22 protein-coding genes are annotated in these 24,201 nt (G+C 47.5%); 10 read left to right on the top strand and 12 right to left on the bottom strand.

The genetic code is table 11. The features are described from left to right. Positions 1-27 precede the first annotated feature (27 nt). Positions 28-675, top strand: a complete 648-nt coding sequence (locus H6G00_RS02200) for a sporulation/spore germination protein (protein WP_190690485.1) — start codon at positions 28-30, stop codon at positions 673-675. A gap of 429 nt (positions 676-1,104) precedes the next feature. Continuing rightward, positions 1,105-1,485, top strand: a complete 381-nt coding sequence (locus tag H6G00_RS02195) for a hypothetical protein (RefSeq protein ID WP_190643415.1) — start codon at positions 1,105-1,107, stop codon at positions 1,483-1,485. A gap of 64 nt (positions 1,486-1,549) precedes the next feature. Here the strand turns inward: H6G00_RS02195 and H6G00_RS02190 are convergent, their stop codons facing one another. The 3 genes from H6G00_RS02190 to H6G00_RS02180 form a co-directional block, all read right to left on the bottom strand. Continuing rightward, positions 1,550-2,362: a TIGR03943 family protein gene (locus H6G00_RS02190; protein ID WP_190643414.1), complete on the bottom strand. Its 813-nt coding sequence runs from the start codon at positions 2,360-2,362 to the stop codon at positions 1,550-1,552. Between the two features lie 99 nt (positions 2,363-2,461). Further along, complete coding sequence (locus H6G00_RS02185; protein ID WP_190795464.1) at positions 2,462-3,496, bottom strand: permease; 1,035 nt, start codon at positions 3,494-3,496, stop codon at positions 2,462-2,464. Between the two features lie 441 nt (positions 3,497-3,937). After that, entirely contained in the window at positions 3,938-4,597 is a 660-nt protein-coding gene (locus H6G00_RS02180; RefSeq protein ID WP_190795463.1) for a hypothetical protein, read from the bottom strand. A 548-nt stretch (positions 4,598-5,145) separates the two neighbouring features. Here H6G00_RS02180 and H6G00_RS02175 point away from each other — a divergent pair. The 3 genes from H6G00_RS02175 to H6G00_RS02165 all read left to right on the top strand — a co-directional run bounded on the left by H6G00_RS02175 (position 5,146) and on the right by H6G00_RS02165 (position 9,298). Next, positions 5,146-5,973 carry an MOSC N-terminal beta barrel domain-containing protein gene (locus H6G00_RS02175; RefSeq protein WP_190795462.1) on the top strand — a complete coding sequence of 276 codons (828 nt, stop codon included), beginning with the start codon at positions 5,146-5,148 and terminating at the stop codon, positions 5,971-5,973. 145 nt (positions 5,974-6,118) lie between these two features. Next, entirely contained in the window at positions 6,119-7,459 is a 1,341-nt protein-coding gene (locus tag H6G00_RS02170) for a hypothetical protein (protein ID WP_190795461.1), read from the top strand. Between the two features lie 168 nt (positions 7,460-7,627). Then, entirely contained in the window at positions 7,628-9,298 is a 1,671-nt protein-coding gene (locus tag H6G00_RS02165; RefSeq protein WP_190795460.1) for an ABC transporter substrate-binding protein, read from the top strand. A 73-nt stretch (positions 9,299-9,371) separates the two neighbouring features. Here H6G00_RS02165 and H6G00_RS36485 read toward each other — a convergent pair whose 3' ends face one another. Beyond that, positions 9,372-9,566 carry a hypothetical protein gene (locus H6G00_RS36485; RefSeq protein ID WP_347278134.1) on the bottom strand — a complete coding sequence of 65 codons (195 nt, stop codon included), beginning with the start codon at positions 9,564-9,566 and terminating at the stop codon, positions 9,372-9,374. 121 nt (positions 9,567-9,687) lie between these two features. Beyond that, positions 9,688-9,891: a DUF2281 domain-containing protein gene (locus tag H6G00_RS02155; protein WP_199318265.1), complete on the bottom strand. Its 204-nt coding sequence runs from the start codon at positions 9,889-9,891 to the stop codon at positions 9,688-9,690. Positions 9,892-9,949: 58 nt separating this feature from the next. Between H6G00_RS02155 and H6G00_RS02150 the strand changes: the two genes are divergently transcribed. Further along, on the top strand, positions 9,950-10,975 hold the full coding sequence (locus H6G00_RS02150; protein ID WP_190795459.1) for an ABC transporter permease: 1,026 nt from the start codon (positions 9,950-9,952) through the stop codon (positions 10,973-10,975). Between the two features lie 14 nt (positions 10,976-10,989). On the opposite strand, the gene H6G00_RS02145 is transcribed toward H6G00_RS02150, so the two are convergent. The 3 genes from H6G00_RS02145 to H6G00_RS02135 form a co-directional block, all read right to left on the bottom strand. After that, positions 10,990-11,397, bottom strand: a complete 408-nt coding sequence (locus H6G00_RS02145; protein ID WP_199318264.1) for a hypothetical protein — start codon at positions 11,395-11,397, stop codon at positions 10,990-10,992. A 192-nt stretch (positions 11,398-11,589) separates the two neighbouring features. Beyond that, positions 11,590-11,844 carry a hypothetical protein gene (locus tag H6G00_RS02140; RefSeq protein WP_190795458.1) on the bottom strand — a complete coding sequence of 85 codons (255 nt, stop codon included), beginning with the start codon at positions 11,842-11,844 and terminating at the stop codon, positions 11,590-11,592. Between the two features lie 188 nt (positions 11,845-12,032). After that, positions 12,033-13,208 (bottom strand): M20 family metallopeptidase, encoded by a 1,176-nt coding sequence (locus H6G00_RS02135; protein ID WP_190795457.1) that lies wholly within the window; start codon positions 13,206-13,208, stop codon positions 12,033-12,035. A gap of 285 nt (positions 13,209-13,493) precedes the next feature. On the opposite strand from H6G00_RS02135, the gene H6G00_RS02130 reads away from it, so the two are divergent. Continuing rightward, positions 13,494-14,288 carry a PD-(D/E)XK nuclease family protein gene (locus H6G00_RS02130; RefSeq protein WP_190643404.1) on the top strand — a complete coding sequence of 265 codons (795 nt, stop codon included), beginning with the start codon at positions 13,494-13,496 and terminating at the stop codon, positions 14,286-14,288. A 111-nt stretch (positions 14,289-14,399) separates the two neighbouring features. Here the strand turns inward: H6G00_RS02130 and H6G00_RS02125 are convergent, their stop codons facing one another. Both H6G00_RS02125 and H6G00_RS02120 read right to left on the bottom strand, forming a co-directional pair. Next, positions 14,400-15,533 carry an ATP-binding protein gene (locus tag H6G00_RS02125; protein WP_190795456.1) on the bottom strand — a complete coding sequence of 378 codons (1,134 nt, stop codon included), beginning with the start codon at positions 15,531-15,533 and terminating at the stop codon, positions 14,400-14,402. 130 nt (positions 15,534-15,663) lie between these two features. Further along, complete coding sequence (locus H6G00_RS02120; RefSeq protein ID WP_190795455.1) at positions 15,664-17,793, bottom strand: PAS domain S-box protein; 2,130 nt, start codon at positions 17,791-17,793, stop codon at positions 15,664-15,666. 118 nt (positions 17,794-17,911) lie between these two features. Here H6G00_RS02120 and H6G00_RS02115 point away from each other — a divergent pair, with 118 nt between their 5' ends. The 3 genes from H6G00_RS02115 to mtnA all read left to right on the top strand — a co-directional run bounded on the left by H6G00_RS02115 (position 17,912) and on the right by mtnA (position 21,994). Then, complete coding sequence (locus tag H6G00_RS02115) at positions 17,912-18,628, top strand: SOS response-associated peptidase (RefSeq protein ID WP_190795454.1); 717 nt, start codon at positions 17,912-17,914, stop codon at positions 18,626-18,628. After that, entirely contained in the window at positions 18,625-20,814 is a 2,190-nt protein-coding gene (locus H6G00_RS02110) for a DNA methyltransferase (RefSeq protein ID WP_190795453.1), read from the top strand. The genes H6G00_RS02115 and H6G00_RS02110 overlap by 4 nt, the downstream gene beginning before the upstream one ends. 121 nt (positions 20,815-20,935) lie before the next feature. After that, positions 20,936-21,994, top strand: a complete 1,059-nt coding sequence (gene mtnA / locus H6G00_RS02105) for an S-methyl-5-thioribose-1-phosphate isomerase (RefSeq protein ID WP_190795452.1) — start codon at positions 20,936-20,938, stop codon at positions 21,992-21,994. A gap of 63 nt (positions 21,995-22,057) precedes the next feature. Here mtnA and H6G00_RS02100 read toward each other — a convergent pair whose 3' ends face one another. Then, positions 22,058-22,819, bottom strand: coding sequence for a PspA/IM30 family protein (locus H6G00_RS02100; RefSeq protein ID WP_190795451.1), 762 nt, complete (start codon positions 22,817-22,819; stop codon positions 22,058-22,060). 178 nt (positions 22,820-22,997) lie between these two features. After that, positions 22,998-23,588, bottom strand: a complete 591-nt coding sequence (locus tag H6G00_RS02095) for a chromophore lyase CpcT/CpeT (RefSeq protein ID WP_190795450.1) — start codon at positions 23,586-23,588, stop codon at positions 22,998-23,000. Positions 23,589-24,201 lie beyond the last annotated feature (613 nt).

Below are 24,201 nucleotides of genomic sequence, written 5' to 3'. Positions count from 1 at the left end.
AAAACTTAGAACCTAACGGTTTTACTGATGAAAAGCATTCTACCGCTGTCCGTTTTAATATCTGGAATACTTTTGCTAGGTCTGGGAAGCTGTTCTCAGATTGAGCCAGGGGGCGATCGCCCCAACCCCAACCCTAGTACTTCCATTCAAGCCAGCTCTGAGTCTCCATCGGATGCAGCACTTGTTTCTCCCACTGCTGTATCCGAAGTCTCAACCAATAGCCAAGCTAATAATCAGGCTGATACTCGACTAAATTATCAAGCTGATGGTCAACCCGCCAACCAGACCGAGGCTCAAACCAACAGTGCGGCAACCCCTGAACCCGTTGCAACAGTCAGCGCTACTCTTTACACGGCGGATAGTGAATGTGAAAGCTTTGTCTCAGAAGAAATTCAACTGCCATCTGACCAGCCCGTCACCGCAGCCGTAAGTAAGGTTTTGCAGGCGCAAACCAGTAGTGACTTTGATTTGTCTGGTTTTCGGGTCAGTGTTGATAAGGGCGTAGCAACGGTTGATTTGCGTCTGGTGCCCGGTTCTCCTCGTAGAATTACTTCGCTCTCAACCTGCGAACAATTTGCTTTATTTGGCGGCTTGCGAGAAACCCTAACCCGCAATACTCAATGGCAAATTAAATCGGTCCGGTTCCTGGAAAGAGGTGTGGCGATCGCCCGTTAGCCTCAGCCTATGAGTTGTAATTAAGCTTTAAAGAATTAAGCTCTGAAAACACAATTTATTGTGTTCGCCCAAGTCTATCCAAAGAGTGTTTGAAAAATTATTAAATACATTTTGTAAGAGCAAAGCAGTCAATAGATAGATCCCAAAATGGAGCAAGGATATTTGCTTGAAGGCTATATCCCTAAACAGGTTTGGGGTAAATTGACCTGCTTAAACCTCACTTTAAGAAGTGTAAAAGTCTCTCTTTAGACAGACAACATTTTGATTTAGAAGTGTCAGAAACATCCGACTCTCGGTAGTGTGTACTTCACTACTAAAAACCTTAAAGTAAGTCATCTCAAGTTAAGTAATGCTTTCAAGAAACTGGGGGCAGCGTGATTTGAGCCGGCTTAAAGCGGTAAGTACTACATTTCTTTGGAGAATTAACTCATGACTAATCAAGATTTTAATCGGGCTGGCGATCGCTCCGTTGACGTGGACAACTACGACAGAGGTATTACCCCGGCTGAAACTGGCGCACGCAAAGATCGCGAAGGTGAAGGCTACAAGCAGCCTACCAGTGATCCTGAGGCTGCTGGCAGAGGCAGTATTGATACCACAGGAGGCTACACGGTCGATAAGGAAGGTCTGGCAAACAACTATGCGATCGAGCCTGAGATGTACGTTAACGAACCTGGCGACCTGAGACAAGAAGAAGAAGCAAATGCCGCAGAGCGAGCAGAAGAAGTCCGTGAAGTGAATGAAAACGACGAGACCGGCAAACTGACGATGGACAAAGATACTCGCGGCAAGGGAACTGGCTTGATCTAAAATCAATGAGCTTTTCGGGCGCTTAACGCCCGAAAAGCTTATCCTTGTCTAATACTTGTACGGTCTAATACTCATACGGATTCTCTGGTTCCTCAATTTCCTCTAGCTCACTTGCCTGAATGGTAAGGTGACGCTGCCCATCAAGGGTTTCAGTGATCATCGAACCTTTAACGCGCAGCCAGGTGTCCTGCGGGTAGGTGGAACGGCTACCTTCAAGCTTCACAGGCAACCCAACCGGATAGGTGTCGGCTGCACAGCAGGTAATCACAAACCGGGAAATCATCAGATAGTTGTTGGGCAGTTCGGGTGGATGAATCACAAAGCCTTCGACATTGGCTTGCTGTCCGGTGTAGGCATCAGGTTCGGGATACACATCCAGGGTGCGAATCCAGTCAATTACCGATCGCTCCTCCGGACTGGTGGTCGAGCGAAAAGACTGAGGCTGCGATCGCGTCATCGCCAGCGTATCCGTCACACCTCGATTAAGCGCCACTTCACTGGCGAACGGCTGAGGCGTAAACTGTAGCCCAAACACTGCCACCGCTAACAGCATCGCACTGCTCCATCCCCTTGGAAACAGCGAAAAGTGCTGCATCGTGGGCAAGCTTCTAAAATGATTGCGGGCACTGCGCTGAGTCGTAATTTGTAGAAGCTGCACCGCCTTGATCAAGCTCAGCGCCAGCAAGCAAATCCCAGCGGTGTTTGCCAGCCACATGTAGTTCGGGTGCAGCAAAACGTTGAGCTTACCAGTCAGCCAGTATTTCAGCAGCAAAACGCCCCAAGTGGCAATCGCCAAAATATCCAGGACAACCAGCCAGAAAGCACTGCCAAGCCGTCGAGGTTGGGGTTGAGCGATCGGTTTAGGTCTAACAGTCATGCAGTTTCCAAAACACGCAGTGTACAGGTTTAGGGGCTAGAGACTAGAGATTAGAGAGGTTAGAGGTTTTGTGAGCTTCATCCTTCATCCCTCTCTTTCCTAGCTGACATACAAATTGATGATCAGGGTTAGCAAAAATGTCAACTGTGCCGCCAGCGCAAATAGATAGACGATCGCTCTCCCCCGGAACACCGATAGCAATAGCCCAATGTTTTTCACATCAATCATGGGACCAAAGACTAGAAATGCTAGCAAAGAGCCACTGGTAAACGTCGAAGCAAATGATAGAGCAAAAAAGGAATCAACCGTTGAGCAGATTGATACGACCCACGCCAACAGCATCATCGCCAAAATCGACGTAATCGGCCCCTGCCCCAAGCTGAGAATGACTTCACGAGGAATCGCTACCTGAACGATCGCAGCGATCGCACTTCCCAAGATCAATACGCCGCCCAGTTCGCGCAATTCCTGCACCACGTTGTCTAGCATGAGCTGGAGGCGATCGCCTAATGGCTTCGTCGTCACTGAGCTAGCTGCCAAAGCCGCCTGCGCCCCGACTGCCTCCATTCGCATGGGCTGTCCTGAGGAGTTGATTAGAAACGTGCCGGATTGCAAGAGTTCAGAGGCAGGCTCCGCAGATTTGGCAGATCGACGCGATCGCCTTCCTTGGGGTGCAGGCATCGACTGAGCCACCGCTGGTTGCAAAAGCGGTCGCAAATCTGCCTGCGAACTAAACACCCAACCAATGATCGTGGCAATCAGCAGCGAAAACCCAATTCTCAGAAACACAATTTCCGGCTGGCCACGAAACGCCGTCCAGGTTGCCCAAAACACAATTGGATTGACCGTCGGCGCTGCTAGCAAAAAGCCAATCGCCACCGAAGCAGGCGCACCCTGCACAATCAGTCGCCGTGCCACAGGCACGTTACCGCATTCGCACACTGGAAACAGAAACCCAACCATGCTACCTGCTAGCGCTCCCAGCAGTGGATTTTTGGGCATCATCGCCACCAGCTTGCGCTCATCCACAAACAGCAGCAACGCACTGGAAAACACCACGCCTATCAACAGGAACGGAATTGCTTCAACCAGCAGGCTAAAGAACAGGGTCAGGGCATTATTCAACTGAGTCATTCAGTCCGCTTACTCCTCGGTGTCTTCACCCGTCAGCGATCCCGGTTAAGGGTACAGACAGCCATTGTACCGGATCGGTATAGACACCTTCGCGCTTTCCCTCTCAGAGTCAGGATAACCTGGATAAAATTATCTCAACTTATGGTGTGATTGAAATGATTCACGACTTATCTCATTGCGGTTTTGCTGAAGTGAGTGCCTAGAGTCCCCTTTTACCTGCATCGAGTTCTGGTGAAGTGTATAAGTATCTTGACTCGCGATTGCAGACGAGGAGGCTAGGAGAAGAGGGGCGATCGTTTGAGGAGGAGCGATCGCCCTCTAAACAAATCTCTAGAATGCTCGGTTATTATCTCCGTTTATTTTGAGAATCAAGGCAACATATTTGAATTGAATTTTTGAGAGGAATATTTTGTGAGTCTGTAAGATCATCACATCTACGCATCAGCTTATGGTAGACCCCTTACTTTCCTCATCTCTTTCTAATTGAGGAACTAAAATCGTTATGGGGATACCCAAAAAGACAAGTGGGCTTAAGAAAAAGATCGCAAAAAAGTCAGTTGGAGCAACTTCTTGGGAAATAACGTTTAAGTATATCTCGCTTAACACTATGTGCACGCAAAGAACCCGTGTAAAAGTCCACATTTCTGTTCTAAGGTTTGTATCATGAGGAACAGTTTTTTGGAGAAAATTCAAGAGCGGGAAAGAAATAATAAAAAGCCCTAATACCAAGCCACCACCCCATGCACTGTTTACCCAAAATTCTCTCATCAATAATGTTCGCTCATATATTTCCTGTGTGTAAAAGGTGAAGCATATAACTTGTGTTCCAATTAACGTAATTCTGTAGTCTAATTTATTCCATATCTTTTTCTTGAATTCAAATTCACTATTAAGCCACTCTATAGTCAATCTATATACTGTGTAGATAAGCACACATATCAAAATGCAAGGTATTGCAGATAAATTTTTCAGCGTGACTGCTGCGGACCCAAATTTAATTGCTGCTTCTTGAATGAAATCGACACCAAGGAAAATGCATGCTAGCAATAGGACGTCGACTAGAATTACCTGATTCCTTGCATCATTGTATGGGGTAGGCATCAACCAAAACCTCGCATTTGTAGGTATACGAAAGACAACAGGGCAAACACCCCTATTCTATCTGTCGATAAAATTTTTTTATGATAGGCTGGTTGACTTCCAAAACTTTCGTGCAGAGAGATCACATTTTGCTGGTTAGTGCGATCGCCATGGCTGTAGGGTGCGTTCCTAATGTAAATCCTACTACTCTGCCGATAGTTTTTTGGGAACGTATCACACCTAGTAAATTCCTCGAAGTAAGTGATCTCAAGCTAACAGTGCTCATGCACACCAACTGCCGAAAAAACGATGGTTTGATGCAGATTGTATCTGCTACAGGTGATGGGCGATATTGTCCAATTTGATTTCGTGTTTAAGCCGAGCATTCATGTGAAGTTATTTATGATCATTGGTGATCGCCCTTTCCCACCTGCCCCTGCATCCTCACCGAACCAAACATAGAGGCAAAAGCATAGGAGGGGCGATCGCTCCCACCCTCGTAAGCCCTGATACTTCTGTGTTGCGTCTGTTCTGGTAACGTTGTCCCATTGTTACAGAATTAAACATTTATGGTGCGGGAAGTAGTAGGGTCGATCGCGTCACTCTGGCGTTATCCGGTGAAGTCCATGTTGGGAGAGGAAGTAGAGGTTTCAAAAGTAACTACTCGTGGACTAGCGGGCGATCGCGCCTATGCGCTACTGGATGTGCAAAGTGGCAAAGTAGCTAGCGCCAAAAATCCTAAGAAGTGGGCGAAGCTACTTGATTATCAGGCGGCTCTTACAGAAACACCCCATGACTATGAGTTTCTCCCTGCTGTGAAAGTTTCCCTGCCCAATGGCGACACGGTTACCAGTGAAGCACCCGATGTTAGCAAAGTCCTTTCAGCGGGACTGGGGCGAGATGTGGAGTTGCTTTCTTGCCCACCTGAAGCTCCCACTCTGGAACAGTACTGGCCATCTGTTGAAGGCACGGCTCACCAGGATACAGTGACTCAACTGTTGATGCCAGCAGGAACATTTTTTGACTCTTGCTCCATTCACGCTATGACAACAGCAACCCTTGCTCGGTTACAGGAGCTTTATCCTGAAGGGCAATTTGAGCGCTGCCGATTTCGCCCGAATTTTGTCATTGAACCTACTTCGCGTGAAACTGCATTTTTGGAAGATGAGTGGGTAGGAGGAATTTTGGCGATCGGTGAAACAGTTCGTCTCAGCATCGATACTGCCTGTCCCCGTTGTGTGGTGACGACCTTGGCGCAATCTGGTCTACCCGAAGATTTGAATATCCTCCGCACCACTGCTCGCTATAACAATGTTATTGCTGGCATTCGCATGTCTGTCTTGCAGGGCGGCACGATTCGCCGTAATGACTCCGTATGGTTAGAAAAGGCTACTTAGCCGATCTTCAGAAGAACCTTTTCAGAATTGGTTACTATAGCAGTCCCAAATGATTTGTGAGAAGTTCACCTAAAGAGGTGAGTTTCTTATAACTCGCTCATCTCATAACTGATTTAGGATTGCTATTCTATCCAGGAAAAGTGCTATGAAACGACTATGGATTGCTCTAGGTGGCTTGCTGCTGAGCGTTGTTTCTGGCTATAGCTTGTATTATTTTTCTCTGAGTGCTGGAGCAGCGGTTCGTCGAGAGCTAAGTGCTATCTGCCCAGAAGATTGGACAGCAGAAGATTTTCGTCTTATTGGAACTCAAGCACAGTCACAAGAGACGATCGCCATTTATCGGATCAATTGCTTTGACGGAGATAGCAGTATTAGTCGAGCTAGAAGAAGCTTCTTAGGCTATGAAGTTCTGGAGCGCAAAAGTTTAGGGTGGCGATCGCCCGAACTTGGCTCTCACCTTGAGGTCTTACCAGAGTTTTCTCAAGAATATGTCGAATACGGAACGGTGAACCGTGAGAACCAACAGAGCGATCGCCCTCCCATGATCTATGGTGAAATTCTTAGCCCTGATGTGACAGCAATAGAAGTCATCTTTGATACGGGTGAAAGTCTGCGACAGGAGAACAAAGATAGTGTGTTTGCAATAGCGTCACCAGAAGCCACTGAGGTTCGTGAAATCAGAGCCTTAGGTGAAAACGGTCGGATTCTACAGCAGGATAGTAACCAGTTGCCAACGGTTGACAACAATTTTACCTACGTGCCTGTTGCACCTAGTCCTGAAGATATCGTTCGTCATTCTTACTTCTCCGGTGACCTTTGTCCCAATCGGGAAATTCGACAGAAAGCTCAGGTTCTTGGAGACTTTCGGATTCTGCATGCAGTTCAATATCCACCGTACCAACAAGTTGTGTTTTTCAGGCTGCTTTGTCGCACTGACAGTAGAGCAATACAGTCTGCTGTGATCGGAATGGAAACTGTTGAGCAAAGGAACGCCAGTTGGCAGCAAGTGGAGGCTCCTTATTTTGAGCACCCTATAAATTACGACTTCAAATCTCTAGTTCGACGAGGAAATGTCTGGAGAGGCTTTAGCTATAGTCCTCTCTTGAGTTTTAGTGCGCCCTTTTTATCAGAAGGAGAAACTTTAAGAAGTACTTCTCTTATGACGTCAAATAAAACCCAAGATGGGAACTCCACCTTCTACTTCGGAAGCACCTTTGAATGTAGAAATCCGTTGAGAAATCCGTCGGTACCTGCTGCAACTGCTGCTGATGAAAGCTATACCTTCTATGCTGGCAGTACTTTTGAATATAGAAATTTATTTGCACCCGCCGAAGCCGTTGCTGTTGAAGTAACTTTTGGTACTGGAGAAACCTTAAAGGATCAGGTTGTTAATGGGATTTTTAGTGTGATGCTACCTAAAAATGCAGGAGTTTGTCAGGTCAAATTTTTAGGAAGTGACGGTCGAGTTTTAGCGGAACTAAGTTGACCTTTAGCAAATTTAGAATCAACGCACTGTAGGCTTTCAAAAAGCTAACTCTGAGCACAGGGTCATTAGTAGATGCGTTGATTCTGATTGAGTTATTGCTGCTAGCAGTGTATAAAGTTCTGGATATAGACAGATGACAAGCTGTATTGGGATATCCAGGTGGAGTTTATGAGCGGGTCTGGTTTTGCGGGTCGGTTTGGCTTTTCTCGGCGGGGGTGGCGATCGCTCCTCCAATTCTTTACGCTATTCAGCCTTTGTATTGCACTGATTGTCGGCTGTGGCGGTGCGCCTGATACCGAGCAACCCGCTAGCCCAGCCGCCAGTGAGGAAGCGGGCAGCAGTCGAATCACGATGGGCACGACGCAAAAAGTGGAAACGCTCGATCCGGCAGATGCCTACACAATTTTTACAGGCATCTTGCTCTATAACATGGGCGATCGCCTCTACACCTACGAACCGGGCACCACAGACCTAGTTCCCCAACTGGCAACCGAGATGCCAACCGTTAGCGATGACGGATTGACCTACACCATTCCGCTGCGAGAAGGCGTAACGCTGCATGATGGCACTGCCTTTAACGCCGAAGTGATGAAATTTTCTATCGATCGCTTCATTCAAAATGGGGGCGGACCAGCCTTCTTGCTAGGAGACGTAGTCGATTCGGTTGAAGCTTCTGGTGAATACGAACTGACCATCACACTCAAGGCTGAGTTTGCTGGATTCCCGGCACTGCTATCCTTTTGGGGCGTAACCCCCGTTCCACCTGATGCCTACGAAATTGGCGAAGGCAGCTTCAAACCTGACTCCTTCATTGGTACCGGACCTTACAAACTAGCTTCCCTCAATGCCGACTCGATCAAATTGGATGTGAACGAGGACTACTGGGGCGAACCTCCGGCTAATCAGGGCATCGACATTCAAATTTATGCAAGTCCGGCAAACCTGTACAACACCTTCCGCACGAGTGGATTAGATATTGCTTACCAAACGCTTGACCCTGACCAGATTGCCAGCCTGCAACGAGAAGAAGACAGCGGTGGCTGGGAAGTGATCGAAGCTGGCACGAATGTAATCAACTACATGACGCTAAACCAGAAGATTGAGCCAACCAGTGATCTAAATGTAAGAAAGGCGATCGCTGCGATGATCGACCGCAACCTGATCAACGAGCGAGTCTTTCAAGGCAACGCAGAGCCGCTCTACAGCATGATTCCGACTAGTTTCGAGATTTATAAACCTGTCTTTGAGCAAGCTTACGGGGATGGCGATTTCAACAAAGCCAGAGCATTCCTGGAAGAAGCCGGATATTCGGAATCCAACCCGCTCAACTTTGAAATCTGGTATCCCTCTGCCTCCACCGAGCGCAGCATCATCGCTAACACGCTTAAGGAATCGATTGAACAAGGGCTTCCAGGCTTAGTCACCGTTGCTGTCAACAGCGCAGAACGTGCCACGCTCTCTGAAGGGGTTGACACCGGGCTCTACGAAACCGTTTTGCTCAACTGGTATCCCGACTTCTACGACCCGGATAACTTCACCCAGCCTTTCTTTAGCTGCGACCAGGGTTCACCCGAAACGCTTTGCGAGAAAGGTGCAAGTCAGGGCAACGGCTCCTTCTACTACAGCCAAAAAGCAAATGACCTGATCACGCAAGAACGGGCAGAGCAAGACCCCGCTGCTCGTGATGCCGTCTTCACTGAACTGCAAGACTTATCTGCTGAAGATGTTCCTTACATTCCCCTCTGGCAAAACAAAGATTATGTCTTTGTTCAAGACGGGATAGAAAACGTCAGCATCGAGCCAACTCAGCAGTTCTTGCTCTGGCAAATTTCTAAATAGGAATGATGTGAGGGAGGGCGATCGCTCTCCCTCATACACAAATTGCAAGCAATCTAAAAATTAGAATTGAGATTTACTGTTGCAGAATCGAAACTATTTTTGTGATGACCTCATTTACTCTATCTGCGGTTAAAGTACCTATTTTGTATGCAATAATTCGCTCATTCGCTGTGAACAGTCTATTAGATTTAACGTAGCTATCTCTATTCAGACTACCTGATTCAAAATCATCGTTTGAGATAACGAGCGTGTACTGATCGTTACTCATCTGACTAGTGATCAAACAAAGAATCAGATCACTTAGGCTAAGTGCTGCTACCACTAAGCGGGTCGTCTTTTAGTGTTAGTCAGATCAGAAAATGGAAAAGGAACAACGACAACATCACCTTTTACAAATGTTGCCACGCTTCATCCTCTTCGGGGGTTAGGCAATCCTCTGCTAATAAAGGTTCACTGAGCAAGCTGATTTCTAGTTGTTCCTGATGGACTTCTTTGGCTTTGATAAACAACAAAAAATCTAAAACCTCTTTGAGTGTTGAATCTGAAGTTTTATCGATTTCGTTCAGTAGTTTTTCTTTAATATCAATATTCATCCTTTACCCTCTTTCGTCAATTTCAGAATAGTTTACTCAACCGATACCAATAAGTTTCATGTCTCGTTCTACTGCCCTGGGTTACTATATTCTCTCTCGTCTGTTGCTTGCGCCGTTGATGCTCTGGACGATCGTGACACTGGTGTTTTTGCTGCTGCGGGCAACGCCAGGTGATCCGGTTGATGTGATTTTAGGCGGCAGGGCACCGGAGGCGGCGAAGGAAGCATTGCGATCGCGCCTCGGTTTAGACGACCCGCTTTGGGTGCAATATGTCGATTACCTGAAAGATTTGCTTAGGCTTGATCTAGGCACATCGCTCACCAGTCAGGGACAGTCGGTTTGGGAAATTATTCTGCAATATTTTCCGGCTACCGTCGAACTAACCGTGTTGGGTGCGATTATCGCAGTGCTGGTAGGGGTGAGCGTTGGTGCATTGGCTGCATCCAAACCAAACACGCCCGTTGATGCAGGGGGACGGCTGTTTGGCATCATTACCTACGCTCTGCCAACCTATTGGGTGGGAATGCTGTTGCAGCTTGTGTTTGCTGTGCAGTTGCGGTGGTTTCCGATCGGCACTCGCTTTCCGCTATCGCTCACACCTCCCGATCGGCTGACTGGGCTATACGTGATTGATAGCCTGTTGCAGGCAAATTTTGGAGCGTTGTTTACAAGCTTGTATTACCTAGCGCTGCCCAGTTTGACGCTAGGAATTCTATTGAGCGGCGTGTTTGAACGAATTGTGCGGGTAAACCTGAAACAAACATTGCGGTCAGACTACGTAGAAGCGGCTCGCGCGAGAGGCATTCCTGAGCGGCAAATCGTCATGACTCACGCGCTGAAAAATGCGATGATTCCGCTGATTACAGTATTGGGATTGACGATCGCCTCATTACTAGGAGGTGCAATTCTAACGGAGGTAACTTTTTCCTGGCCGGGACTGGCTAATCGGTTATACGAAGCGATCGGGTTCCGAGATTATCCTGTCGTACAGGGAATTATGGTGTTTTTTGGCGTGATTGTAGCGATCGCCAGCATTTTGATTGATATCTTCAACGCCTACGTCGATCCTCGGATTCGCTACTAATGCAGAACAGTTAGTTAAACCGCATTGAAACGAGGATTGGCTCTTAAAATAGTCGGTTCAAGGTCTTGCATCCAGTGAACAAAAGAGCTTGAAAGTTCTTTAAAGTCAGCTTGACGCACCAACAAGGCTGTATAACGTGCCCGCTGCCTGACTACAATTGCACAGTAGCCCGCCCCATGAATCACAGCATGACGGAACCCTTCTAACTGTAAAGACGAAATGAGTAAAGACTGTAGCCCCAGCGCCTGAAAAATCGTCTGCACCCAGCCAATATCACCACTGTCAGCCGTTGTGAAATATTCTTTAGGCAAACCGCTTAAATCAAAAATCGCTGCCCCAATAACGGAGTCTGAATAGTTCACCTGCACACCCTGCGGGTTGATGTGATGCTGTGTTGATTCGGCAATTTTAGTGTGGATCACCTACGGGCCTCAGGAAACTGTAGATTTAACTTGAGAAGCGCATTGTTACTTGCATTCGTGCAAGTGATGCACAAGTTAAACCTTGCTATTAAATAGCTTAAGAAATAAACGTCCTTTCCACGACGGGAGAAATACCCATTTAAAGTGGGTAGATTCAACAAAATAATAGGAATTATTTGGATTTGAATTGGACTACAGCTCTGAAGGGGTGTCGGGTGCTACTTCTACTCCCTCCCCTTGACGAATGACTTGCTGATCTGTAATCAGATCGCTCAACTCATTAACCTGCACACCAATTTGACTACAAGCGTGTTGAAGCTCCTGCTTGAAGGTGTTGAGATCCCGACCATAACCACACAGCCCTGCAGCAGTTTCGATGCCCTGTTTGGCATTAGCTTTAGCGCAGTCGATCAGCTCTATGCCTTTTAGCGGTGTGGATGCTGCCATAGTTCTCAGGAGATTGCTCACTCTTGTTTGGAGCAGTCTACAAAGAAACTTAGCGCCAGTTCATCTTCCTAAAGGCAGCAAAAAGAATGTCCTTGCTTGAAGGATGTTGGACACGGGGTTGGGGAGTTAAGCCCGCGATTTTAGAAATAGATTTTGCTGCGCGATCGCTTTGCTCACTCTAGATAGCTTTAGTTTTGCCAATACTTGTAAGCGGCATAGGCCATTGTGACAACCCCTGTAACGATCGCCGCTTCATTAACGTGAAACTGAGGGTGATGCAACGGGTAATTGGGCTGGTCAGGGAAGGCAACGCCGAGACGAAACATTGTGCCTGGAGCGTGGTCTAGGTAAAGAGAGAAATCTTCAGCTCCAAGGGAGGGTTCTAGTAGAAGCTGCACGCGATCGCTTCCCCAGGCTTCGTGAGCAGCGACTTCTATCAACTGGGTAAGTGCCGGATCATTTTGCACCGAGGGAACGCCTCGCCGGTAATTGATTTCGTACCGTGCCCCAAAGGGCTGGCAAACGCTAGCGACAATTTGCTCAATCCAAGTTGGCAGAGCAGCACTGGTTTCAGGATGGAGCGATCGCACTGTTCCTAGCATTCTCACCTGATCGGCAATCACATTAGGTGCCCTGCCGCCTGTGATTTGTCCAATCGTCAGCACAACCGGACGCAGTGGATTGTGGGTGCGACTGATTGCCTGCTGAAGTGTCGTTAACACCTGGGCCGCAATCCAGATTGCGTCGATTGCTTCGTGCGGTCGGGCCCCGTGTCCTGACTCTCCTAAAATGGTGATTTCCAAATCATCGGCCGCAGCAGTCAGTGCCCCATAGCGAATGCCAACACAGCCACCGGGAATAGTCGGAAATGTATGCAGTGCCAAAATCGCGGACACATCCTGCATGACTCCATCTTTGACCATCCATCCTGCTCCCTGGGCAGTTTCTTCAGCCGGTTGAAATAGAAATCGAATTGTGCCTGGTAGTGTCTCACCTAGCTGAGCCAACACCATTGCCGTTCCTAGCCCTACCGTCGTGTGGACATCGTGACCACAGGCGTGCATGATGCCAGTTTGTCGAGAGGTATATTCCAACCCGGTTTTTTCTTGAATAGGCAAGGCATCCATATCTGCACGAATTGCCAGAAGCCGACTATCAGTACCAGAGCCGAGCATTTCACCCACAACTCCCGTTTTACCAACTAGTTCTTGCACATGCAGACCACAAGATGAAAGGACTCCTGCGACGTAGGCAGCCGTTTGATATTCCTGACCGCTCAATTCAGGATGACTGTGGATGTGGCGACGAATTTCTATCAGACGGGGGGCAAGATTCGCAGCAATATCTTTAATCCGACTCAACATCATTCCGGGGTGATTGGTTTTACCTCATGATAAGCAGTTGTTAAAAGAAATACTGTAAACGCAGTGTTAGATTCCCGCTAAATATAGTCTCTACTCAGGGGCGATCGCCTCACCTTAGTGCCCCATCCCTAGTCCCCAACCCCCAACCCCCAACCCCTATCTCTAGTGCAAGTAGTGCAAAAGTACCCTGTTCTAATTCTATATCTAGTGCCATGATGGGTTGAGAAGCGATGGCTGTACGAGCACCTATCCTTCTCTCCAATCATTCAGCTTGAGTTGGAACCCATGCCCTACACACTGTCTGCCGCTAAACTGCAAACCTACTATCACTGCCCTCAGGCTTATTATTTCCGCTATGAGCGGCGAATACAGGGAGCAGCGTTTTTTGGCTCAGCAGCACTGGGGACTTCGCTCCATCAGGCTTTAGCGCAAATTTACCAGGAATGGCACTACCAGGATGCGATTCCACGCTATGACTGGATTGAGTACTGCTGGAGCCGACAAACCAAAGACCTGACGGCAAACCAGATGGCAGAAGGGCGATCGATTTTGAGGCGTTATTACAACGACTTTATTGTGAGTCAGTCGGTGATGCGCCGACCTGTAGCAGTTGAAGGCAGAATTCAAGGAACGCTACAGGTGCAGAATTTGGAGTTTGTTCTGTCGGGACGGTATGACCGCCTGGATTTACTAGAAGACGGGTTGGAGCTGATTGACTACAAGTCAACCAAGGAGGTTGAGCCACCCCAGCCTGATGAAATGGATTTGCAAATTGGGCTGTATTATCTGGCGCTAGAGCAGCGCTATCAGCGTAGTTTGCGACGCTTGAGCCTAGTGTATCTGCGAACTGGAAACAAGGTGAGTTTTGAGGTCACGCCTTCTCATCGGCAGCAGGTCGAGAGTGTGATTGGCGAGCTAGCCCTTGAGTTGCGACACGATCGCAAGTGGCTTCCCTTCCCTGGCGAACAGTGCGATCGCTGTGCCTATGCGCGATATTGTTCTGCAGTCAGAGCCGAACCCGATCCATTGCCCGAAGATGCCAAACCAGAGTCCGAATTGCAGCTTGTTCTTAGCCTCTAACTCTACTTCGAAAATAAGCATGTTTAATTAGACTCCCTGCATGAATCGTTTTTCGAAGCGTGAGTGGGGACGCGGCAAAGCCGCGTCCCCACTCAGCAAGAGGTCTATTGTTTAAGGTGTAAGCGGCAAAGCTACAGTAAATTTGGTGCCAACGTTGATTTTGCTGCTGGCGTGAATCCTGCCTCGATGCAGATCGACACACTTTTTCACGATCGCCAATCCTAAGCCTGTCCCAGGAATTCTACCCACGTTGCTACATCGGTAGAAAGTTCCAAACAGACGGCTTTGATCTTTATCGGGAATTCCAATTCCCTGATCTTCGATAGAAAAAAAGGCAGTGTTATTTTGACAATTTAGATTAAATTGAATCCTACTTTGCGTCGGAGAATATTTAATCGCATTGGAGATGAGATTGATAAAAATATGCCTCAGTAAAGCGACATCCATCTCAGCTTCCGTGCAGTTTCCTTCACGAGTAAAAACAATAGAATGGCGATCGCCATCATTGAGCTGCATGGCTTCAACTAGTTCCAGGCAAAAGTTTTCTAAATTTAATGGAGCAGGATTGTATTCTAGTCCACCTGCTCCACTGCTGCCCAACAGTAAAACTTCATCCAATAGGTCAAGCATTTGATCAATTGACGTCTGGATTCGGTTGAAATATTGCTCTCTTTTTTCTGGCGTAATTTGCTGTCCGAGACACTGAAGCAACTCTGTAGAAGAACGAATTGTTGTCATCGGTGTGCGAAATTCATGAGAAACCATTGAGATAAAGTTAGTTCTCATTAGGTTCAGTTCACGCTCTTGATTAAGCGCTTTGAGCATGTTTTGTTCGCTGTTTTTGAGGCGTTTTAGAATCTGTTCACGCTCGATCGCATAGCGAATTGCTCGCACCAGCAGTTGAATCGTAATTTGGTCTTTGACCAGGTAATCTTGCGCGCCGCTTGCCATGACCTGCAAAGCCAATTCTTCATCATCTGTTGCAGTTAAAACCACAATTGGCAGACTAGGAATAGCAGCACGAAATTCTGTGATGGTCTCTAGTCCACTGGAATCTGGTAAATGTAGGTCAAGCAAAACGACATCAAAGGGGCGATCGCAACAAGCGTCAATTGCGTAGCTTAATCGATCGACGTGTGTCATTTCCCAACCTAGTTGATTTGCCCGTAAAAGTATTTGACGTAATAAGTTTGCATCAGTGGAGCTATCTTCTACTAATAAAATTTGAATGGTAAATTTTTCCATAACGCTTCTTTGATAAGAGTTGCGATAAATTGAGATGCTAACTCTTTAAAAATTAGGACTCAAGAAATTTTAAGCAATAGGAGTCTGGTATCGTGTTAGCTAATTCTAATTGGCTTAAAGAAAGAAATCGCTATTCCCGATTAGGTAGAGTGAAATAAAAAGTGGTTCCTTCGTCTGGTTGAGATTCAGCCCACAGGCGACCTCCATGACGGTCTACAATCTTTTTGCAAATTGCTAAACCGATTCCAGTACCGGGAAATTCCTGACGAGTATGTAAGCGCTTGAACACCTCAAAAATTTGCTCGAGATAACGAGGTTGAATGCCAATTCCATTGTCGCGAATACTAAAGATTTGCTCTGAGGCAGTTTGCTCTACCCGAATATAGATTTTGGGCGGTTCCTTACGCCGAAATTTGATAGCATTACCAATCAAATTTTGAAAGAGTTGAATCAATTGAGTTTTATCTGCAATAACCATAGGAAGTGAGTCATGGAAGATAGCAGCATTATTTTCGGCGATCGCCACCTGCAAATTACGTGAAACTTGCTCCAGCACCTCGTTGCAATCGGTTGGAGTAAGCACCAAATCGTGAGTGCCTACCCGTGAGTAGGCGAGCAAATCATGAATCAACTGCTGCATTCGTTGCGTTCCGTCCACAATCCAGTGCATGTATTCTTTTGTTGATTCGTCCAGAAGATCGGCTGGCAAATCTTGCATCAGAAGTTGAGTAAAGCCCGAAATTGCCCGAAGTGGCTCCTGCAAATCGTGGGAAGCTACAGAAGCAAACAGTTCTAGCTCCTGATTAGAACGTACCAATTCACCAGTGCGCTCTTGAACTTTGATTTCTAACTCAGCTTTTGCCTGTCGCAGTGCCTCTTCTGCCTGTTTGCGCTCAGTAATATCCGTGCAAGTGCCAATCCATTCTCGAACGGTGCCATCTGCCTCACGCACCGGGACGCCTCTCACCCAAAAATCACGGTAGCTGCCGTCTCGGGTTCGCATCGGCTGCACTTGCTCATACAGACTTTGAGTGGCGATCGCCTGAAGCCAAGACTGATGAATCCGTTCACGGCTGTCCGGGTGAATCGCCTCTAGCCAACCCAACCCTTTGATCTCCGCATCGGTTTGCCCAGTAAGCTGTTGCCAAGCAGAGGTGTCTCCAACTGTCTTGCCGTTTGCATCGCTGAGCCAGATGACTTGAGCAGAGGCGATTGCCAAAGACCGATAGCGCTGTTCACTCTGAGTTAACGCGATTTCTGCTTGTTTTCGCGCGGTAATATCCTGAAAAAAAATCAGCAGTCCTTCACGGGATGGGTAGATCCGACTTTCAAACCATTTATCCCAGAGTGGATAATATTCCTCCAGTTGAACCATTCTCTGTTCAGTTACTGCTTGGTAATAGGCATGATAAAGCTTCTGCCCAATTCCTTTAGGGAACTCTTCCCAAATATTTTTACCAACTAATTCTTTAGGATCACGATTGAAGATGTGTCCTGCCCGCTGGTTAACATAGGTATATCGCCAATCAGGGTCGAGGGCGACAAAAGCATCGGTAATTCTTTCCAGAATGTTTTCTAGTTTTGATTTTGTAGCCTGCTGCTCTAGACGAATTGCCTCTTCAGATAGGGCTTTGCTGACACCAATTTGTTTGTTAAGTAATCGATAAACCCAAATCAACAAAATAAAACTAGAAAAATAACCGATACAAATTACCAAACAAATATTAGAAAAGCCGGTTGCTGCTGCTCGTTCTTGTAGCAAGGCATACTCCTCAATTTTAAGGGATTGTAAGCCTGACCTAATCTCTGGTTGAACAGCTCTGCCTTGTTCGATAAAGGCAATCCGTGCAGGCGTTTCTAGCTGATTGTGCTGAATTAGACTGACTGACTGATCGAGCAAAGCTAATCTTTTTTCGACTAGAGGCTCAAGGCGTTCGAGTCGCTGCTGTTGAGTTGGATTGTCGATTGTTAGTTGCCGAGTTTGTTCAATTGACTGAGTAGCTTTTTTTACGCTGGTATGATACTTGTCCAGGTCAACTTTCCGCCGAGTACTCAGATAGTCTCGATGGGCGTTTTCTGCCTCGCTTATTGCTTCAAAAGCATTGTCAATTGATCCAATTACCTTGTAGGTGTGAATTATCCATTGCTTATTTTTAACTAGCTTTTGAAGTTGGAAATAAGACGCGATGCTAACGCCACATAGCAAAAATATCGCTAGACCAAATCCAGCAGCAACAATTCTTTCAGGAAGTGCTTTCACGGCAGGTTTCTCAACTGATCAATCGTTTTTGATAAGCGCGGCTGGAAACACATTGACCTACATTTAGTTTTACATTGGATTCAGACCCTGATCGCAATTCAAAATAACTTTTAGAGCTATGTGTGGAAGATTTACTTTGAGCCAAACGAGTGAGGCGATCGCCAATCACTTTCGACTAGCCAAGGTGCCCGACCTGCCGCCGCGCTACAACATTGCGCCTACTCAGCCTATTGCTGCCGTAGTGCTGGACGACCAAGAACAGCGACAATTTACACATTTCTATTGGGGCTTGATTCCTTCCTGGGCAAAAGACCCCAAAATTGGGGCAAAAATGATCAACGCTAGAGCCGAAACCGTCTCCGAGAAACCTGCCTTTCGGGCTGCCTTTAAGCGCAGGCGATGTTTAATTGTGACGGACGGATTTTACGAGTGGAAAAAGATAGAAAAACAGAAGCAGCCATTTTATTTTTGTCGCAGCGATTACCCCAAAGAGGGAACTGCTTCGCATCGCCATCCCTTTGCTTTTGCTGGGCTGTGGGAACACTGGCAAAGCTCTGAAGGGGACACCATTGACTCTTGCACCATCCTGACGACAGAAGCCAGCGAGTTAATGGAGCCGATTCACAACCGAATGCCCGTAATCTTAGATGAACCAAACTACGATCGCTGGCTTTCCCCAATGTCTAAACCTGATCTGCTACAGGCTTTGCTGTGTCCTCATTCTGCTCAAGGCATGGAGCGTTATCCCGTAAGTAGTCAGGTCAACCGTGCAACTCACGATAGCCCTGACTGTATTCAGCCTCTTGCTGAAGCAAGCATTGCGGAACAGGTATGAAAGCACTGCTGAAGCAGGCTGAGCGGGCTTGGGAAGCGATCGCCCACGATCTGATGCTGACTCATCCTGAGTTGCCCAATGGAGCCAGCCAAATTGCCCAGCGGATTGTATTAGTCACGCTTTGTCTGACAATTTGTGAAAATCGGAGAATTGTTGCACCCGGTCAGCTTCAGCAAATTTCCCAACAAACAGATCTCTATGCCCGTTTGACGCAGTACTGGCACGGGGTTGGCTTAAGCAATTTCTCAATCGACCCACAGCAGCTTCATTTGACTGTTGAAAATCATTTGCTGTGTGACCTGTGCAGTTGTTTTGCTCAGTTCGTCTCTTGTGGTGACACGATTCCCATTGAGACATTGGGGCAACTTCACGAGATATTTTTAGCAAAGGAAATTAATCCTGGAGCAGAATTGCCCAAAATTGGCAGGCGAAAGTCTGCTGGGGCTTATTACACACCGAGAGCGATCGCTCATTACATCATCCAAAACACCGTTGGACATTTGCTCAAATCGTGTCCTGAAAACGACCAAACCCCGCTGCGAATTCTTGATCCTGCCTGTGGAGGCGGCATTTTTTTGCTGACAGCTTATCAAGTTTTGCTAGACCACAAGGAAACTCTCACCCAGACAGAGCGTAGTCAAATTCTGATCAATCAACTTTATGGCGTTGACCTTGATCCACAAGCAGTTGAGGTGACACGGTTATCCCTATTGCTGAAGTTGCTAGAATCTCTGCCTCACCCTGATTTGGACCAACTGCCCGACCTCAGCCACAACATTCAAGTGGGCAATGCGATCGTCGGGCAAGATGCTTGTCCGCAACACAAAGCGCTGCAACGAGAAGCACTTCATCCGCTAGATTGGCAAACCGCATTTCCGCAAGCGATGCAATCGGGAGGGTTTGAGGTGGTGATTGGCAACCCGCCTTACATTGATTCAGAAACGATGACGCGATGGTTGCCCCATTGCCGTCACTATTGCATGACTCACTACAACGCGGCCGCTGGCAACTGGGACATCTTTTGTGTGTTTATTGAAAAGGCGCTGCAACTATGTAAACCCGGCGGATTAAGTAGTCTGATCGTGCCAAACAAACTGCTGTCGGCAGACTATGCAGCAGGGGCGCGATCGCTCCTACAGCACAACCAGCTTCTTTCAATTCGAGACTACTCCCGTGTCTCAGTATTTGAAGTAGCTGTTTATCCGCTGGTGTATGTGGTGCAAAAAGGCACTCCCTTCACATCGTCAAAGATTCACTATGAGTTAATGCAAAGTGTGGAAGAAGTTGCCCATTCTCACATTGTTTCTCCAGTCATAGAGTTCGACCCATCTAACGCTAAGCCGTTTGATTCTGAGCAGGCTGTTGAGAGAAGCTTGCCCTGGCTAGTTACACTTGAGCCGCAGCAGGCAGACTTGATGTTGCGACTGCGGCAGTTTCTACCTTTAGGTGCAATCGCCCAAGTCCTAGGAGCCGCAACTGTTGCCGAAGCTTACGCAATTCAGCCGCTAATTCAGGAAAGCCAAGCTCCTACTCCTGAAGATCTGCAACTAGTCAACAGCGGCACGCTCGATCGTTACTGTTTTTTGTGGGGGAGAAAGCGATTGCGCTATTTGGGCGCGTCTTACTTGCATCCGGTGATTCCAGCCCATTTACGTCAGCACCTACCGCGCAAACGAGAACAGCAGGCGATCGCCCCCAAAATTCTAGTCGCAGGAATGACAAGGCAGCTGGAGTGTGCCTTGGACTCGGCGGGTACAGTTTTGGCTGCAAAGTCAACTTCAATCATTCAATCCGAAATTGACTTGCGCTATTTGTTAGGCATACTCAACAGCAAGCTGATTCGCTTCTATTTCACTAGCAGTTTTGCTAGCAATAGCCTCAGCGGTGGTTATCTGCGTGTGGGTCCGCCGCAGTTGAAACAGATACCGATTTGTTGGGGAGATGGGGAAGGGGAAAAGGGGAGCGATCGCTATAACCAGCTAATCTGGTTGGTTGAACAAATGTTGTTGTTGGCGTCAGCTCAACAAGAGCCTGCAAAGCCAGCAGGGTTACAGGAATTCCACCATCAAATCAATGCGGTTGATCAACAAATCGATCAGCTTGTTTGCGAACTGTATGGTCTTACGGAAGCAGAAACCGAGATAGTGTTAGCCTGCGTTCCCCATGAGAGGGTTTCTGCTCAGTAGCGGTATTATCTCCCTCTGACCTCGAACACTTGAGCTAACTGCGATTGCTATTTTTAGCGCTTTGTCGCGACATTTATCCTCAAGAGTTAAGATATTTTTACCCTCTCCTTCTGAAAATCCAATGTCACTCACAAATCAGGTTTATCCCGTTGTCTGGCAGGGCAACTGCGTTTTGCTCATTGACCAAACTCGCTTACCGGGTGAATATGCTGTCGTCGAAATTAGTCGCTGTGACGATATGGCACTAGCAATTAAAACCATGATTGTGAGAGGTGCGCCTGCAATTGGAGTTGCTGCGGCTTATGGCATGTATTTGGGTGCTCGTGAGATTGAAACTGACAGCCGGGATGAGTTCTTGACCCGCTTGGAAGCAGTTGCTCAAAAGCTGAGGGCGACGCGACCCACAGCCGTGAATCTGTTTTGGGCGATCGACCGGATGCTGAAAACAGCACGTCAAACGATTGGACCCGTTGAGCATTTGCGGCAGTCTTTACTCAACATGGCTCAGACAATCAACGCAGAAGATTTGCAGACTTGTCGGGCAATTGGCGATCGCGGACTAGAAGTTTTGCCCTCTACCCCTGCTAAACTGCGGATTCTCACCCACTGCAATGCCGGGGCGCTAGCAACTGCGGGATACGGGACCGCCTTAGGCGTAGTGCGATCGGCCTGGTACAACGGTCGCTTAGAAAGGGTCTATGCAGATGAAACTCGTCCCCGCTTACAGGGTACAAAGCTAACTGCATGGGAATGCGTGCAAGAAGGAATTCCAGTGACTGTTATCACGGATGGCATGGCGGCTCACTGTATGCAAAGAGGCATGGTTGATGCAGTCGTCGTTGGGGCTGACCGAATTGCTGCAAACGGCGATACTGCAAACAAAATTGGGACTTATAATGTCGCCCTAGTTGCCAAAGCCCATAACGTTCCGTTCTTTGTTGCGGCTCCGCTGTCTACAGTTGACTTCAAGCTTAGTGATGGCCGTGAAATCCCCATTGAGGAGCGTGATCCTGAAGAGGTTTTTCAAATCGGCGACACCATCATTTGTCCGCCCGGAGCCGATTTTTACAATCCCGCTTTCGATGTCACTCCAGCTAACCTAGTCACCGCTATCATCACCGAACACGGCGCAATTTCCCCCAGCCAACTAGCTCAGTTTCAAACTCAGCAGGTTGTCTAGGATTGCTTACCTCAAGCCTTGAAGCAAATTAATTCTGAATCTTCACTTTGCCGCTACTCAAGTTTATGCATCTTCAAGTTGAGAACGCAGCTTTTCTAACTCTGGATCAGTTTCAGAAGCAGTAGACGATGAAGGTTTACTAGACGGCAAGCTAGCCGGAGCTGCACCAGAGGAAAGTTGCGCTTTCATGGCAGCCAGTTCTGCGTCAATGTCGCCGCCACCCTCTAGTGCTGCAAACTGTTTCTCTAGGTCGTCGGTACCCAACTCGGCGATCGCTTCAGACTGAGCCTCAAGCTGCATCACTTTCTCTTCCATGCGCTCAAATGCAGCCATGGCACTACCTGTACCCACACGCCCCATCATATCGTTGATTTGCTGAGATGCTTTGGCAGAGCGGGCGCGAGCAATATACATATCCTTCTTGGTTTTTGCCTCAGAGATTTTGCTCTCCAGAGTCATCATATTTTGCCGCAGCTTCGTAACAACGCTGTTTTGTTGAGACAATTGCCCCTTCAGCGCATCAGCCGTTTCCTGATAGGACTTGCGGCGAGTCAGAGCCTCCCGTGCTAGGCTATCATCCCCTTTCTGCAACGCCAGCTGCGCTCGCTGATACCACTCATTCGCAGTTTTTTCAGACTGAGCTGCCTGTCGCTCAGTTCGCTTTTGAGTGGCGATCGCCTGCGCTACCGACTGCCGCAGCTTAATCAGGTCCTCCTGCATGTCTAGCACAGTCTGCTCCAGAATTTTTTCTGGATCTTCCGCCTGACCAACCAGGCTATTCAAGTTGGCACGAATCACACGAGCGATCCGGTCAAAAAGTCCCATAACAGATCTCCGCTAATCCTGGCTGCTAAGGGTGAAGATAAAAGCGCTTCACAGTGCTTTTAAACCTTTCACATCCTATATCTCCAAAGTTAATCTCATAGTATCGCACCTTGCGATTTCACAAGGTTGACCAAAAGTTAGGGATTGCAGCAGGTTGGTGAACAACTCAATACTGGCGCTATTCAGGTAGCTCAGCCGCAAAATCTTCACACTTACTAAATTCATAGGGGCCCATTAAAGCTCCCCATAGTGCTTGCCCTGTTTCAGGGTCAACGCCGCGATCATAGCTTGCAAAAGAATTTAAGCCAACATCAAACCCCAACACCACTTGGCGAGTTGTGCCCTCATACTCAAAGCAGCACTTGCTTTCGGGTAAGGGCCGCGCCTTGAACATATTGTCTTGTAGAGTGATATCCAGTACACAACCAAGCAGTGGCTCCAGATCAGAAGCTTCTAACTTATTCAACAAATCAGTATCAGCACCTGCACCTCGAAACTGATTAGGGTGTTTGAGTGCTAGATATTGGGCTTGCAGGCGGTCGTCATTCTCTGAGAACACAACAACTCGCTGACGATAAGGTTGATTTAAATAGAGCGCATTCGCCTGCTCTGCAAACAGTGCCAATTTCCCTTGGATTCGCTGTCGTAAAGGACGTTGCCAGAGTCGCAAATGCACAAACCAAGCAGGCTGTTCAAATGCCTGCTTGCGATTGTCAAACTCTCCTGCTAACCACTGCACCAGAGCTGTCAAAGTTTGGGAATTAGACATGAATTAATCTCGATATCAGTAATTTAATCTTGATATTTTGCTGATTCAGATACAACTCTTTCATGCCGTTCAACTATGCGTTCTATTTCGCTCAAGTGCTATAGTTGCCCCAACTGGTTAGTGTACAGAGGCAGGACAACTATAAGTATTTCCAGGTTAGAGGGTCGTATCTCACTAAACCTGGAAATATCCGTGGAAAATCTTGGGCAGTACTGTAGGTATAAGCGTAGGTTGGGTGAAGCGAATGCGTCACCCAACAGAATTTAGGTGGGCGTTAGGTTTCACGTTGTTTCACCCAACCTATATCGGCAGATTTGTCAGTCAACCAGCCGGGAATACTTGTGGAAAATCCTGGGCAGTACTGGAGTATCTGGAAAACTACCAACGATACCCGTCCTCACGAGTCGTTTTGCCTAATTCACTAAAGATAATTAGCGTGTGCTGCTAAGCGCTATTAATTTAGAAACAACCCTTGCTGTTTCAGCAAACTCTAATGATGTAAACCACGAATTCCTCCTTCAATAAAGCGAAGGAGGAATTCGTGGTTTTCTTATTAATAACCTGGCGCCGAGCTATTTTTGCGGAGGGCAACCCCTCAACTATCTTTGCCGCA

Origin of the sequence: Leptolyngbya sp. FACHB-541 (genome assembly GCF_014695875.1) — a bacterium.
Classification (GTDB): Bacteria; Cyanobacteriota; Cyanobacteriia; order Elainellales; family Elainellaceae; genus JAAUTN01.
Note: the sequence above shows the minus strand (reverse complement) of the source record. Positions and strands in the feature narration are given on the sequence as shown.